Raw genomic sequence first — 14,588 nt, forward strand, 5'->3', positions numbered from 1 at the left:
TGGCCGCCCACGCAGTATAGAGAAGTCGCGCGCCGCGCCAGCTTGAGGAAATCCCGGATGCCGTGCATGGGCTCGGCCAGGCATCTCAGCCGAGCATGAAGTCCGCGCAGCGTTCGGCGATCATGACAGTGGGGGCGTTGGTGTTGCCCGAGACCAGCTTCGGCATCACCGAGGCATCGCACACCCGCAGGCGCCGCACGCCGCGCACGCGCAGTTGCGGATCGACCACGGCGCGATGGTCGCTTCCCATGCGGCAGGTGCCGCTAGGGTGGTACACGGTCTTGGCGCGCTCGCGCACGTAGTTTTCCAGCTCGGCTTGCGGCAGCTCGGTATCCGCGCCCGGCAGCAGTTCGCCCTCGACCACCCTCGCCAGCGATGGCATGCGCAGGATGGTGCGCGCGAGCCGCACGCCGCGAACCAGGGTGGCAACGTCGTCCTCGTGGCTCAGGTAGCCTGCATCGAAGTGGATCGGCGAGGCCGGGTCCGCATCGCGCAGGCGGATGGCGCCGCGCGAGCGCGGTCGGAGGAAGCTCGGGTTGACCGAGATGCCATGCCCCGGCAGGGGCTCGCGGCCCACATCACCCACCAGCACTGGCAGTACGTGGAACTGCACGTCGGCCCGGCCGCTGCCGCTGGTATCGAAGAAGCCGCCGCTTTCGACCACGTTGGAGGTCAGCAGCCCGGTCCTGAACAGCGAATACGCAAGCCCATGCCTCAGCGCCTTCAGGCCGCGGTCGTTGCCGAGCATGCTGATGGGCTCGCGCGCGCGGCCGTAGACGGAGACTTCGAGGTGATCCTGGAAATGCTGGCCGACATCGGGCGCATCGTGGGTGATGTCAATGCCGAGCGAGCTGAGGTGCGCGGCCGGCCCGATGCCGGATAGCATCAGCAGCTTGGGGCTGGCCAGCGCGCCGGCGGCCAGGACGACTTCGAGGCGGGCGCTGGCCGTGGCCTGCGTGCCGTCCGGGCGGCGGTAGGCCACGCCCGCGGCCGCGCCGTTCTCGAACAGGATGCGGGTGACGTGGCATCCCGTGGCCACGGTCAGCCCCGGATACCTGCGCGCCGCCGCCAGGTAGGTCGAGGCAGTGCTGCCGCGCTGGCCGTCGAGCGTGGTGGTCTGGTAGAAGCCCACGCCGTGTTGCCGGTTGCCGTTGAAGTCGTGGTTGTAGGGGATGCCCATTTCCTGGGCTGCCTTGACGAAGGCCAGGCTGAGCGGATGGCGGTAGCGTGTGTCGCTGACCGGCAGCATGCCGTCGGTGCCGTGGTGGTCGCCGGCAAGGCGTTCGTTGCGTTCTGCCCGGCGAAACACCGGCAGCACGTCATCCCAGCCCCAGCCGTCGCAGCCGGCGTCGCGCCAGTCGTCATAGTCAGCCGCTGTGCCCCGGATGTAGATCATGGCGTTGACCGAGCTGCCGCCGCCGAGCGTGCGCCCCTGCGGCACATGCATGGTCCGCCCGGCCGCCGCGGCCTGCGGCTCGGTCTCGTAGAGCCAGGTGCGCTCGGTACCGATGACCCGGACGAACGTTGCCGGCATCCGCACGAAGCGGCTGTCGTCGGCGGGTCCGGCTTCGAGCAGGAGCACGCTGTATCCGGCCGCCGCCAGGCGGTATGTCACGACGCAGCCCGCCGAACCGCCGCCGACCACCACATAGTCGAATGCCTCGTCCTCGCCACGGTGCCTTTGCATGGATTGTCTCCTCGTTCCTGGTCGCCTTCCGTTTTCGTTTTCGCTTTCGTTTCCGTTTCCGTTCGCTCACACGCGGGCATCGGCGCGACGGCGCCCGCTGCCGCCGGACAGCCAATCCTCCCATGGAACATGCCCGCGGCGCACAGGCTGCGGCGCGTGTGTCCAATCCCATCAAACGTTGTGTCCACCCTGGACAAATTGCCTGCCTGCGCGGTTGCTAGAGTGGCGGCCACGAACGCGCAAAACGATAACGACAACGGCAGCGACAACGACAACGACAACGACAACGGCAGCGACAGTGACAAGGAGACGACGATGCCCGAGCTGGCAATCAGCGAGTCCTGGAAGGACCTCAAGCCGATCCCCGACTGCTTCCAGCCGGACCCCTGCCGGAGGTGTACCTGCCGGACGCGGCCACCGCCGACGAGCGCTACTACGTGCAGCGCCACCCGACAAGTCAAGACCAGGGCGGCATCGCGCCCGTTCGCAGGAGCTGAGATGGCCATTCGCAAGCTTGCCACCTACGAGAACACGCTGCTCGCGGTGCTGTTCCTGACCTTTGGCTTTGTCTTCTTCGACCGCCTGGCGCTGTCCTTTCTCTTTCCGTTCATGGCGCAGGAACTGCACCTGAGCAACAGGCACCTTGGCATGCTGTCCTCGGTGCTGGCGCTGATGTGGGCCGTGTCCGGCGCCTTCATGGGTGCCTATTCGGACCGGCGCGGCGTGCGCAAGCCCTACCTGATCGCCGCGGTGCTGCTGTTTTCGCTGTTCTCCGCCTTGTCCGGCATGGTGACGGGCTTCGTCAGCCTGTTGGTGTTCCGCGCGGCGATGGGATTGGCCGAGGGGCCGGTGCTACCGCTCTCGCAGTCCTTGATGGTGGAGGCTTCCGCGCCGCATCGGCGCGGCCTCAATATGGGTTTGCTGCACGGCTCGGCTGCCGGATTGCTGGGCGCGGTGGTGGGTCCGCCCGTGCTGGTGGGGCTGGCGGGCGCCTATGGTTGGCGCACAGCGTTTTATGTCTCCTGCCTGCCAGGATTGTTGATCGCGTGGCTGATATGGCGCCATGTGCGCGAAGCGCCTGCGCAACGCCATGGGCGGGCCGAGGCAGCGCCGCGGGCCGACGGGCCGGGCGCGTCACCGCTGGCCGTGCTGCGTCAGCGCAATATCCTGCTGTGCGTGCTGATCAGCTGCGTGTTCCTGACGTGGTTCGTCATCATCATTTCCTTCGCGCCCACCTACCTGGTCTCGGTCAAGCACTACAGCCCCGGCACCATGAGCGCGGTGATGAGCTGCCTTGGCGTGGCCTGGGTGGTGTGGGGATTCGCCGTCCCCGCGATCTCGGACCGCGTCGGGCGGCGTCCAGCCATGGTGGGCTTCTCCCTGCTGGCAGCGCTTTGCCCGTTGGCGTTTATCTACGTCGATTCGCCAGTGGCGCTGGGCGCGGCGGTGCTGCTCAGCTACACCGGCCTGGGATGCTTCACGCTGTTCATGGCGACCATCCCGGCCGAGACCGTCTCGCGCGGTGCCATGGCCACCGCGCTAGGGTTGATCATGGGCGTGGGAGAACTGGTGGGCGGCTTCGTTTCGCCGACCGTGGCCGGCTTTGCGTCGGATCGCTTCGGGCTGCCGGTGGCGATGTGGATGTCGGCCATCGGCGCGCTCGTGGCCGGCGTGCTGTCGCTCGGGCTGGTGGAAACCGCGCCCGCGCGCACCAGGGCACCGGATATCGGTGTTGACATCCCTAGCCCGTTATAATCCGGCATGACCTCAAGCCCTACCCAATCCGCAGCGCCCGCCGCTGCCGGCGCCTCTTTCTCCAAACTGCCTCTTTCGCCTGCCACGCTGGCGACGCTGGAGCAGCTCGGCTACCAGACCATGACCCCGATCCAGGCGGCCAGCCTGCCGATCGCGCTGGCCGGCCAGGACCTGATCGCGCAGGCCAAGACCGGCAGCGGCAAGACCGCCGCCTTCGCGCTGGCGTTGCTCAACCGGCTGGATGCGCGCCGTTTCGACGTGCAGGCGCTGGTGCTGTGCCCCACGCGCGAGCTGGCCGAGCAGGTCACGCAGGAAATCCGCCGCCTGGCGCGCGCGGAAGAAAACATCAAGATCCTGACGCTGTGCGGCGGCTCGCCGATGCGCCCCCAGGCCGACAGCCTGGCGCATGGCGCACATATCGCCGTGGGCACGCCCGGCCGCATCATGGATCACCTGGAGCGCGGCACGCTGAACCTGGAGGCGCTCAACACGCTGGTGCTGGACGAAGCCGACCGCATGCTAGACATGGGCTTCTTCGACGACATCGCCTATGTGGCGAGCCACTGCCCCAAGGAACGCCAGACGCTGCTGTTCTCGGCCACCTATCCGGAAGGCATCGCCAAGCTCAGCCAGCAGTTCCTGCGCAAGCCGCGCGAGGTCAAGCTGGAAGAGCAGCACGATGACAGCAAGATCCGCCAGCGTTTCTTCGAGGTGGACGACAGCGACCGCCTGAACGCCGTGGGCCTGCTGCTGAATCATTTCCGCCCGGTCAGCTCGCTGGCCTTCTGTAACACCAAGGCGCGTTGCCGCGACCTGGTCGACCTGCTGCGCGCGCAAGGCTTCGAAGCCCTGGCGCTGCACGGCGAGCTGGACCAGCGCGAGCGCGACCAGGTGCTGGTGCAGTTCGCCAACCGCAGCTGCTCGGTGCTGGTTGCCACCGACGTGGCCGCCCGCGGGCTGGACATCGCCCAGCTCGAAGCGGTGATCAACGTCGACGTCACGCCGGACCCCGAGGTCTACGTCCACCGCATCGGCCGCACCGGCCGCGCGGACGAGGACGGCTGGGCGCTTAGCCTGGCGAGCATGAACGAGATGGGCCGCGTGGGCAATATCGAGCAGGCCATGGGCGCCGAGATGGAATGGCAGCCCCTGGCCGACCTGACGCCCGCCAGCAACGAACGCCTGCTGCCCCCCATGGTCACGCTGCAGATCCTTGGCGGGCGCAAGGAAAAGATGCGCCCGGGCGATGTCCTCGGCGCGCTGACCGGCGACGCGGGCTACGCCAAGCACCAGATCGGCAAGATCAACGTGATGGACATGTCCACCTACGTGGCGGTCGAGCGCTCCATCGGCCGCGAGGCAATGCGCAAGCTGAACGACGGAACGGTGAAGGGCAAGCGCGTGAAAGTGCGCATGCTGACGGAATAACGGTGGCCGCGACGCAGTTGTACCCGCGCGGGCTGCGCCTGCCGGGCTTGCCTGGCGTGTGCCGATGAAAACGCCGAAGCGGCTGCAGCCGCTGGTCGAAGACGGCCTGGTCGATGAAGTGCTGCGCCAGCTGATGAGCGGCAAGGAAGCCACCGTCTACGTTGTGCGCTGCGGTGGCGAGATCCGTTGCGCCAAGGTCTACAAGGACGCCGCGCAACGCAGCTTCCGCCAGGCCTCGACCTACCAGGAAGGGCGCAAGGTCAAGAACAGCCGGCAGGCGCGCGCCATGGAAAAGGGCACGCGCTACGGGCGCAAGGTGGCGGAAGAGGCCTGGCACAACGCGGAGGTGGATGCGTTGTACCGCCTTGCCGCCGCGGGCGTGCGGGTGCCCACGCCGCATCTGTGCTTCGAGGGCGTGCTGCTGATGGAGCTGGTGGTGGATGCCGAGGGCAATGCCGCCCCGCGCCTGAACGACGTGGCGCTGAGCCCGGAGCAGGCGGTGGCATTCCACGACGCGCTGATCGAGCAGGTGATCCTGATGCTGTGTGCCGGCGTGGTGCACGGCGACCTGTCCGAATTCAACATCCTGGTGGATGCCGACGGCCCGGTCATCATCGACCTGCCGCAGGCGGTGGATGCCGCCGGCAACAGCGAAGCCAGCGCCATGCTGGAGCGCGATGTGGATAACCTCGCGTTCTACTTCGGCCAGTTTGAGCCGGCGCTTAACGGTACGCAGTATGGCAAGGAAATCTGGGCGCTGTACCAGGCCGGCTTGCTGCATCCCGGCGTGAAGCTGACCGGCCAGGTTGCCGTGGACGACACCCCGGTGGATGTGGAAGCCGTGCTGGCGGAAGTGGAAGACGTGCGTCTGGAGGAAGAGGCGCGCCAGCGCTACCTGCAAAGCGCAGAGTGACCGGATCGTCCGGGCATCCGGGCATCCGGGCATCCGGTCATGATCATGGTCATCCGGTCGCCAGCTTCAACCGAGCCGTACGACGTACCCCGCCTTCGGCTCGCTCCCACCTGCCACCAGGCTCGCAATCCTCTCCTGCGCCGCGCCGAAGCCCTGCTCTTCGATCAGCGTCAGCCAGCCGTTCGCCGGCTCCTTCACGTAATCGATAAATGCGCGCTGCGCGGCGTTGAAGCGCTGGTTCACGCCTTCGGGCCCCCAGTCGGCGTTGCGCTTGCGGATCTGCACCGGCGCGAAATAGAACTCGGGCTTGGGCCCGGGCAGGCCGGTGTCGCGCAAAAAGCCCGTGTTCTGCGCCGAGCCGGCAAAGCAGTCGTACACCAGCGCGCCGCCAAAGTGATGGTGCACGCGTGCGCGCAGCGCTTCGTCGCCGGAGAAGTCCACGTAGAGCGTGGGCACGTCGGTGGCGAGCGTTTCCAGCCTGTCGTAGCTGACCACTTCCTCGTAGCAGCCAAGGCCTTCGACAAAGGCGCGGTTGCGCTCCGAGGTGATGGCGGCCAGCGAGATGCCGGGGATGTCGCGCAGGCAGAAGGCGGTGCCATAGGCGGTCTTGCTGGAGGCGCTGGACACCACCAGCCGCGTGGCGCTGAAAAAGCGGTTGTCCTCGAGGAAGTCGGCCAGCATGTATGACGTGATGAACAGCGGCCGGTACAGCATCTGGTAGTTCTCCAGCTCGGGCGCGTAGGCGGCGTCATGGGTCACGCGGGTGTACTGGTTGTAGGCGGAGGTCAGGGCCCGGCGGTGCTCGAGGGCATCGTAGAAGCCGCGCTCGGTCACGCGCTCGGGCTGCATGCGGATATGGCTGGCGATGGGAAAGTAGCCGTAGAAGCGCTCGCCTGCCGCCACGCCGGGCACCTTGGAGTCCAACACATCGGCAAAGCCCCACACCGGCATATGGCCCCATTCCTGTTGCCCGGTGGGAAAGAACTGCCAGTAGTTCATGGCGTCGCCAAAGGCGGCGTAGGTGATGTTGTTGGTGGTGAGCGCGAAGCGGTCGAGCTTGAGCAGGACTTCGCCGGGGGCGGCGTCGGTGCGTTCCTGGCGCGCTTCCAGCCGGCTTTCATTTAGGGCATGCTTGCGTGTCAGCAGGCGGGTGACCGTGAGCGCTTGTTCGGCGGCGCTATCGTTGTGAGCGCCGTGGTTGCTGTGCTTCGTCAGATCCATCTTCTGTCCCATCTTCTGTCCTTTTTTCACCGTCAAGGTCGATGCCACCAATGTATCGCCGCAAGCCGGCCGCCGGGTTCGGAAACGCGGGTGCCGCGGCCGAGCCCGCGCGGGCGCCTGCCAGGCCGCTGAAACGCCCGTCGCAGCAGCGCGCGCGCTTTACCGTGGACGCCATTTACGAGGCTTTTGTTCGGATATGGCGGGCGCGCGGCTGGGACGGCGTGACCACGCGCGCGGTGGCGCTGGAGGCCGGCTGCTCCGTGGGCACCTTGTACGAATACTTCCCCAACAAGGAGGCGCTGCTCTCCGGCTATGTGCGCCACACCATCGAGCTGCTGCTGGCGCGCATCGAGGCCGAGGTGGCGCTCGCGCCCGGGCTGGACTGGCGCACGCGCGTCCGGCGCCTGGTACGGCTGACCTGCGGCGCCGACGATGCCACGCTGGAGGGTTTCGAACGCGAGATGCTCATGCTGGAAGCGCGCATCGCCGAGACCAAGCATCATCGCCGTGTGTTCGATGAGCTGTACGGGGCCTGGCAGCGCGCGCTGGCGGCGTGCCCGGATCTGCCGGGCGCGCCGGACGCCGCCGCGGTGCGAAGCCTGCTGGAGGCGGTCTGGGGCGCGCGCCGGTATCGCCTGCTGTTGCAGGCTGCCGAACCCTCGCGGGCGGCATGGGTGGCGCAGATGGAGCGGCTCTGCCTGCTGGCGCTGGGCGCGGCGCCGTTGTCTTTGGATCTTACGGATCCTATGGATCCTGCGGATCGCTCCTGAACCCCACCTTCTTGTGCGTGCCGTCGCAGAACGGCTTGTTGCCCGACTGGCCGCAGCGGCAAAACCAGGCCTCGGTCATCCGGGTGATGGTCCTGCCGGTGCCGCTGATCACTTCAAGATTGCCTTTGACGCGCAGCGGTCCGTTGGGGATGGGATGGATTTCGAGGGGCCCGTCGCGCTGCGCCAGGGGTTCCGATGCCACGGTGGCGGCCTCGCCGCTGGCGACGAAACCCGTGCTGGCGTGGCTGCTGTCGCACAGGGGCTTGTTGCGCGAAGCGCCGCAGCGGCACAGCGTCAGGCGAAAGCCTGCGGGCTGGCCATCGATGGTGATGGCGGCGCGCAGCGCCAGCGGGCCGTTCTCGAGCACGCGTACCACATTGACCAGGGGCGCCGCCTCGCCGGGGGAGCCGTCGATGTTCTGGTAGGAGATGGCGCCCGATGGACAGTTGTGCGCAATCTCCGCGATTTCCTCGGCGGTGGCGTTGTCGGGGTGGATCCACTCGCCCTGTACGCCGGGCTCGAACACGTCCGGGCGGTCCAGCACGCAGTGGCGCGAATGGATGCAACGGCTGTCGTCGAAGAGCACGATGACGCGCTTGCCGGCAACGGACTCGGTGGCCATGGCTGGCCCTCCTGCGTAGTGCGGCGCGCCGGGCGGCGCGCTCCTTCCCTTTATAGCGCTTGCCGGCGCGTTTGCGCAGTGCTTTTCAGCGGCTTTGTCTTTTTACAAAGATTCGTGTGCGTCACCCTGTAAGGCATGCGCGCGTGGTGCTAATCTGAAAGCTATTGGCAGCGGCGCGGTGCGCAGGTGCCCTGCCAGGCGCTCCCGCCAGTGCGCGCGGGTCGTGTTGCAATCCGTTGGGATCGAACAAGGAGTGGGTGATGAAAACTGCACGGCAGGTTCTTGAGTCCAAACCGACCCAGGCTATCTATAGCATTCCCCGGGTGCCACCGTTTATGCTGCGCTGCAACTGATGGCGGAGAAAGGCATTGGCGCGCTATTGGTGATCGAGCGCGGCGATATCGTTGGTATCTTGAGCGAGCGGGATTATGCGCGGAAGGTGATCCTGATGCAGCGGACATCCCGGGAGACCTTTGTTCGCGACATCATGACGTCGGCGGTGATTTATGTGCGGGGGGATCAGAGTACCGATGAGTGCATGGCGCTGATGACGCAGCACCGTTTGAGGCACTTGCCGGTGATGGACGGGGACACCCTGGTGGGGATGTTGTCGATTGGGGACCTGGTCAAGGATATTATTTCCGAGCAGAAGTTTATTATTGAACAGTTGGAGCATTACATCAGCGGGACGCCTCATGCCAAGGTCTGATCTCCTTGCCCGGGGATTGCTGATTGATGGCAACTGATTCGAATTCAGGATCAAGGGGTTAGAGTCAAAAGCTTGTAGTCATCACCCCTGCGGGGAGCGTTCATTTCAACTTTTTTGCCTTGCCAGAGAAGTAGGCAAAAAGGGCGCCCCAACCTGCTTGGCACACCTTCACGGTTCGCTTCGCTTCGCCTCGTGTGACGGGTGGCCCCTCGGGGCCCACTCCACTTGGCCCTGCTGTATTGGGTACGCTCGCGTTCCTGCCTGCAACAAAAAAACAGAAGATTCCGTTTTTTCGCTTCGTGTCGGCTTGCTGGCAGATGGCTGCTCGTACTGGGCAGAAGTACGCACGTTCGGGCAAAAGGCGCGTCTACGCCGCATCACAAACCAACTTGGCGCCGCACTCCATATTTGGTATCCGCATATAATTACGCGTTCACTGAATTAGGCCCGCCCGGGCCGTGCAGGCGGCTTCTGCCATCTCGTGGCAGTTCTCGAGCTTGCGCAGTACTGGGTACGCGTCCAATCGGTTGATTTCAATTTTGTGGCCATGTTCCCCGATGTAGGCTGACAAACGAGGTGGTTTGTTGGTGGTTGGGCGCAACGTTGGTTGCTCATGACTACGCGCCCTGCTGCCTCCGATGTCTTCCTCTGCTTCTGCTTCTGCTTCTGCTTCTGCTTCTGCTTCGTCCGCTGTTGCCACCCCTGCTCTGAGCCACCAGGCCATCATGCGAGTGATCGGCGGGATCATCCTTTGCATCTTGCTGGCCGCGCTGGACCAGACCGTGGTGATTCCGGCGGTGCCGGCCATTGCCAATGACCTGAACGGCTTTGGCCATTTGTCGTGGATCGTGACGGCTTACCTGATCACGTCCACCGTTTCCACGCCCTTGTACGGCAAGTTGTCGGATACCTATGGGCGGCGCCGGCTGTTGATGCTGGCGATCGGGCTGTTCATCCTGGCTTCGGTGGCGTGCGCGATGGCGGCTACGCTGGAGCAGCTGATCCTGTTCCGTGCGCTGCAAGGCATTGGCGGTGGCGGCTTGATGGCGCTGGCGCAGGCGGCGATCGCGGATGTGGTGGCGCCGCGCCAGCGTGGCCGTTACCAGGGTTACCTGGCGACCGTGTGGGCGGTGGCTTCCATTGCCGGCCCGCTGGTGGGCGGCTGGACCTCGGATCACCTGTCGTGGCGCTGGCTGTTCTGGATCAATGTGCCGCTGGGGCTGCTGGCCATGTTCATGTGCCATCGCGGGCTGAGCCAGTTGCAGGTGCGCGGCGGCTCGGCGCGGGTGGACTGGGGCGGCGCGTTGCTGCTGACCGTCTCCATCGTGGCGTTCCTGTTGGCGATGAGCTGGGGCGGCGATGTCTATGACTGGATCTCGCCGGAAATCGCTGGCCTGGCGCTGCTGGCCTTGGTGGCGGTGGCCGCGCTGGTCTGGCAGGAGCGCCGCGCGGGCGACCCGATGCTGCCGCCGCGGCTGTTCCGCAACCGCGCCTATGTGCTGGGCGTGGCGGCGTCCGCGATGGCGGCGCTGAATATCTTCTTGTGCATCTTCGCGCTGCCGCTGCATTTCCAGCTGGTGCGCGGCGCAGATGCGTCGGAATCCGGCTTGCTGGTGGTGCCGTTCCTGCTTTCCACGGTGGCGGGCAACTTTATCGTGGCCGGGCTGGCGCCGCGCCTGGGGCGGATGCGCGGCATCCTGACCGGCGGCTTCATTGCGGCGGCGCTGGGCCTGGCGGCGCTGGTGGCGGTTGCGCCGTCCACGCCGCTGGCGCTCGTGCTGCTGGCAATGATGGTGGCCGGCGTGGGGCTTGGCATGACCATGGTCGGCACCTTGATGACCGTGCAGAACGTGCTGGAGCCCCGCGATACCGGCGCCGGCACCGGCGCGCTGCTGGTGCTGCGCTCGCTCGGCAGCGCCTTTGGCGGCGCGCTGGCCGGCACCTTGCTGACGCTGGAATTCCGCAACGCCCTGCATGCCTCCGGCGTGACGCAGGCGCTGGACCTGGGCGCGCTGCGCCACGGCAGCGAGGCGCTGGCCCATCTCCTCCCGCGGTGCGGGACGTGCTGACGGGCGGCGTGGAGTCGGGCTTCCGGCTGATCTTTGCCGTGGGCGCCGTCGCGGCCTTGCTGGCGCTGGCGATCGTGCGCCGCATGCCCGACGTGGAGCTGCGCAGCAGCGTGACCGAGCACGCGGCGACGCTGGCGATGGAGTAAGCGGGGGCCTGCGCATCCATTGAGCGGTCAAGGGCGTAAACCAGGGACAGACCATCTCCGGAGTTTCCTTCATGCGCAGCCTTCCCGAACAGCGCTCACGCGCCTTGCAACGCATCGCCTTGTCGGGTGCGTTGGTCCTGGCCGCTGCCGCCGCTGTCGTCGCCACCCCGCGTCTTGCGCAAGCCGCCGATGCCCCCGCAGCGGCAGTAGCCACGGCCGCCAAGCCGGCCGGCGCCTGCCCGGCTTCGCTCAACTTCAAGTTCCCCCGCCTGCAGGACGAAGCGCCGCAAAACCTCTGCCAGTACGCCGGCAAGGTCGTGGTGGTGGTCAATACCGCTAGCTATTGCGGCTTTACCCCGCAGTACGAAGGGCTGGAGGCGCTGTACGCCAAGTATCGCGAACGCGGGCTGGTGGTGCTGGGCTTCCCCTCGAACGACTTCTCGCAGGAGCCCGGGTCTTCCAAGGAGATCGCGGACTTTTGCTACAACACCTACGGCGTGAAATTCCCCATGCTGGGCAAGTCGCATGTGCGCGGCAGCGATGCCAATCCCATGTATGCGCTGCTGGCCAAGCAGTCCGGCACCACGCCCAAGTGGAATTTCTACAAGTACGTGATCGACCGCAACGGCCAGGTGGTGGGCAGCTACAACAGCATGACCAAGCCCGACGACAAGCAGTTCGTCAGCAAGATCGAGCAGCTGCTGGACGGCGCACGCTAAGCCGCTAAGCGACAATCCTCACCGCACGGCTTCGCATCATGAAGCCGTGCGCCACCAGGTTGAGCGCGGCAAAGCCAATCCCGGCCAGGCACACCGCTTGCCAGCCCCCAACCGCCCAGGCGGCGCCACCCACCAGCGCGCCCGATGCGCCACCCACGAAGAAGATCCCCACGAACAAGCCGTTGAGCCGGCCGCGCGCGGCCGCGTCCAGCAGGTTGATCTCGCGCCGGCCAAAGGTCTGGTCGGCGGTGACGCCAGCGTCCAGCACGATGGCGGCCACCACCAGCAGGCCAAGCGCCAGCGCCCGGTGCGCCTCGGCCGCGAAGCCGAACCAGCCACCGGCCGCCGCCCCCGCCAGCAGCAACGCGGCCAGTACGGCCAGCTGCGACACCACCGTGCCGGCCCGGCCATGGCCATGATCGCCCAGGCGGCCGGCCACCGGCGCCGCCACCGCGCCTGCCGCGCCGGCCAGCGCGAACAGCGCCAAGCCATGGCTGCCTAGCGCAAACGGCGGCTGCGCCAGCCGCAGGGCCACCGCGGTCCAGAACGCGCTGAAAGCCGCCATCGACAGCGCTGCGGTCAGTGCGTGCTGGCGCAGCACCGGCTGGCTGCGCAGCAACTGCCACATCGAGGCAATCAGGCTGGCGTAGCGATGGCCGCTGGCCGGCCTGCGGCTTGGCAGCCAGCGCAGCAGCACGGCTGCCAGCAAGGCATCGAGCCCCGCCAGCATGGCGTAGCAGGCACGCCATCCGCCCGCGCCGGCCAGCAGGCTGGCCAGCGGGCGCGACAGCAGGATGCCCAGCATCAGCCCGCTCATCACATTGCCCACCGCACGCCCGCGCCGCGCAGGCGGCGCCATCAGCGCGGCCAGCGGCACCAGCATCTGGATGGCGCAGGAGCCCGCGCCGGCGGCAAATACCGCCAGGAAGAACACCGCGCCCGACCACGCCATCGCCGCCAGCGCGAGCATGGCCGCGCACATCAGCAGCGTGCCGGCCACCAGTCGGCGGTTCTCCAGCAGGTCGGCCAGCGGCACCAGCAACAGCAAGCCAGTGGCATAGCCAAGCTGCGGCAGCGTCGCTACCAGCCCGCGCCAGGCGGGCGGCAGGCCAAGCGCGGCGCTGACGGGCCCGGTCAGGGGCTGGGCGGCGAACAGGTTGATCACCATCACACCGACGGCGGCGGCGAAGAACAGCGTCAGCGCGCCGGTCAGCTCGGGCGTGCCGGGCGCGATGCCTGGCGGGGCCGTGTTCAGGGTGGAAGCGGGGCAAGACATGTGGGCTCCTGTTGCGCCGGGCCGGCGGGGCATCACGTTGCCGCGCCGGCGGGCAAGGTTGAGTCGCCAATGCTAGGATTGCGCTGTCTATGCGGCAATTGAAAGATTGGGATAATCTTTATGCGAGTTTGTTTGCATCATTCGCGGCTGCCCGCTCAGCCTGCCTAATAAAGAACCAAAGAACTAAAAGAACCCGCCATGAACACCCGCGACATCGAAGCCTTTATCGCCGTAGTGGAAGCCGGCTCGATGGTGCGCGCCGCCACCCGCCTGCACCTGACCCAGCCGGGCTTGACCCGCCGCGTGCAAAGCCTGGAAGCGCTCATCGGCGTGGCCTTGCTGGACCGCCAGGCCAAGCCGCTGCGCCCGACCGCCGCCGGGCAGGAGGTCTACGAGCTGGGCAAGCGCGTGCTGCACGCCACCGACGACCTGATGTCGCGCGCCGCGCGCGGCGCGCAGGTGGTGGGCGAGTTGCGCCTAGGCGTGCCGCCGTTCCTGTCCGAGATGGCGCTGGACCGCCCCATAGACCTGCTGCGCGAGCAGTTCCCCACGCTGACCGTGCGCGTGAGGGCAGGCTGGACGCCGGGTTTGCTCGATCAAGCGGAAAGCGGCAAGGTCGATGTAGCTGCCGTGCTGCTGCCCGATGGCGTGGCGCCGCCGGCCGCGCTCACCGCGCGCGAGCTGGGCCGCTACACCACGCTGATAGTGGCCGGGCGCGGGCTGGCGTTCCCGCCCAAGGGCGTGAGCCTGCGCGACCTCGCCGCGTACCCTTGGGTGCTCAACCAGGACGGCTGCGGCATGCGCTCGGCGCTGCGCCACGCGCTGGATGCCGCGCACCTGCCGTTCAACGTGGCCGTGGAGGCCTTCGGCGCTGAGTTGCAGTTGTCGCTGGTGGCGCGGGGCATCGGCATCGGCGCGGTCACGCCGGAAGTGCTGGCGGGCAGCGCGCACCGCGATGCGGTGCAGGTGGTGCCGGTGCGGGATTTTCGCGCGGGGCTCACCGCCTGGCTGCTGCACGCGCCGCTGCCGCGCAGGCTGGGCGCGCCGCTCGAGTTGTTGTTCAACGCGCTGCGCGAAGAAATCGCCTCGACGGCGATCGCGTCAGGTCTCGCGGCACCTGCCGCACCTGTCGCATCTGAGCACGACTGAGCACGATTCGATCGCGGCTTGACCGGCGTCAAGCCGCCGGGGCGCCGCCATCGCTACTTTCGCCGCTTTGGGGAGAGACAGGCGATGGCCATCACGCGCTACGACGCCGGCGGACACGTGCCGC

Annotated in this window: 11 protein-coding genes and 2 pseudogenes; 8 read left to right on the forward strand and 5 right to left on the reverse strand. The window is 67.1% G+C overall.

What is annotated here, in order from left to right:
• Window positions 1–85 precede the first annotated feature (85 nt).
• A complete protein-coding gene (locus tag OMK73_RS28560; RefSeq protein ID WP_267604976.1) occupies window positions 86–1,687 on the reverse strand; it encodes a GMC family oxidoreductase in 1,602 nt (533 codons plus the stop codon).
• 498 nt (window positions 1,688–2,185) lie between these two features.
• On the opposite strand from OMK73_RS28560, the gene OMK73_RS28565 reads away from it, so the two are divergent.
• The 3 genes from OMK73_RS28565 to OMK73_RS28575 all read left to right on the forward strand — a co-directional run bounded on the left by OMK73_RS28565 (window position 2,186) and on the right by OMK73_RS28575 (window position 5,783).
• Complete coding sequence (locus OMK73_RS28565; protein ID WP_267606551.1) at window positions 2,186–3,442, forward strand: MFS transporter; 1,257 nt, start codon at window positions 2,186–2,188, stop codon at window positions 3,440–3,442.
• A 6-nt stretch (window positions 3,443–3,448) separates the two neighbouring features.
• Window positions 3,449–4,870: an ATP-dependent RNA helicase DbpA gene (gene dbpA / locus OMK73_RS28570; protein ID WP_267604977.1), complete on the forward strand. Its 1,422-nt coding sequence runs from the start codon at window positions 3,449–3,451 to the stop codon at window positions 4,868–4,870.
• 64 nt (window positions 4,871–4,934) lie between these two features.
• Window positions 4,935–5,783 carry a PA4780 family RIO1-like protein kinase gene (locus tag OMK73_RS28575; RefSeq protein WP_267604978.1) on the forward strand — a complete coding sequence of 283 codons (849 nt, stop codon included), beginning with the start codon at window positions 4,935–4,937 and terminating at the stop codon, window positions 5,781–5,783.
• A 66-nt stretch (window positions 5,784–5,849) separates the two neighbouring features.
• On the opposite strand, the gene OMK73_RS28580 is transcribed toward OMK73_RS28575, so the two are convergent.
• Window positions 5,850–7,004: a DUF2855 family protein gene (locus tag OMK73_RS28580; protein ID WP_267604979.1), complete on the reverse strand. Its 1,155-nt coding sequence runs from the start codon at window positions 7,002–7,004 to the stop codon at window positions 5,850–5,852.
• A 50-nt stretch (window positions 7,005–7,054) separates the two neighbouring features.
• Here OMK73_RS28580 and OMK73_RS28585 point away from each other — a divergent pair, with 50 nt between their 5' ends.
• Complete coding sequence (locus tag OMK73_RS28585) at window positions 7,055–7,774, forward strand: TetR/AcrR family transcriptional regulator (protein ID WP_267604980.1); 720 nt, start codon at window positions 7,055–7,057, stop codon at window positions 7,772–7,774.
• Here the strand turns inward: OMK73_RS28585 and OMK73_RS28590 are convergent.
• Entirely contained in the window at window positions 7,749–8,396 is a 648-nt protein-coding gene (locus tag OMK73_RS28590) for a CDGSH iron-sulfur domain-containing protein (protein WP_267604981.1), read from the reverse strand. The two genes, OMK73_RS28585 and OMK73_RS28590, sit on opposite strands and share 26 nt — an antisense overlap.
• A 260-nt stretch (window positions 8,397–8,656) precedes the next feature.
• Here OMK73_RS28590 and OMK73_RS28595 point away from each other — a divergent pair.
• Window positions 8,657–9,105 (forward strand): annotated as a pseudogene (locus OMK73_RS28595) (CBS domain-containing protein).
• A gap of 433 nt (window positions 9,106–9,538) precedes the next feature.
• On the opposite strand, the gene OMK73_RS28600 reads toward OMK73_RS28595, so the two are convergent.
• A complete protein-coding gene (locus tag OMK73_RS28600; RefSeq protein ID WP_267604982.1) occupies window positions 9,539–9,805 on the reverse strand; it encodes a hypothetical protein in 267 nt (88 codons plus the stop codon).
• 25 nt (window positions 9,806–9,830) lie between these two features.
• Between OMK73_RS28600 and OMK73_RS28605 the strand changes: the two are divergent.
• Together OMK73_RS28605 and OMK73_RS28610 are read left to right on the forward strand one after the other, a co-directional pair.
• Window positions 9,831–11,320, forward strand: a pseudogene (locus OMK73_RS28605) (MDR family MFS transporter).
• Between the two features lie 71 nt (window positions 11,321–11,391).
• Window positions 11,392–12,039, forward strand: a complete 648-nt coding sequence (locus tag OMK73_RS28610) for a glutathione peroxidase (protein WP_267604983.1) — start codon at window positions 11,392–11,394, stop codon at window positions 12,037–12,039.
• 4 nt (window positions 12,040–12,043) lie between these two features.
• Here the strand turns inward: OMK73_RS28610 and OMK73_RS28615 are convergent, their stop codons facing one another.
• A complete protein-coding gene (locus OMK73_RS28615; protein ID WP_267604984.1) occupies window positions 12,044–13,315 on the reverse strand; it encodes an MFS transporter in 1,272 nt (423 codons plus the stop codon).
• 198 nt (window positions 13,316–13,513) lie between these two features.
• On the opposite strand from OMK73_RS28615, the gene OMK73_RS28620 reads away from it, so the two are divergent.
• The gene (locus tag OMK73_RS28620; RefSeq protein ID WP_267604985.1) at window positions 13,514–14,464 is read left to right on the forward strand and encodes a LysR family transcriptional regulator; all 951 of its coding nucleotides are present in this window, start codon (window positions 13,514–13,516) and stop codon (window positions 14,462–14,464) included.
• Window positions 14,465–14,588 lie beyond the last annotated feature (124 nt).

Origin of the sequence: Cupriavidus sp. D39 (assembly GCF_026627925.1) — a bacterium.
Taxonomy (GTDB): domain Bacteria; phylum Pseudomonadota; class Gammaproteobacteria; order Burkholderiales; family Burkholderiaceae; genus Cupriavidus; species Cupriavidus ulmosensis.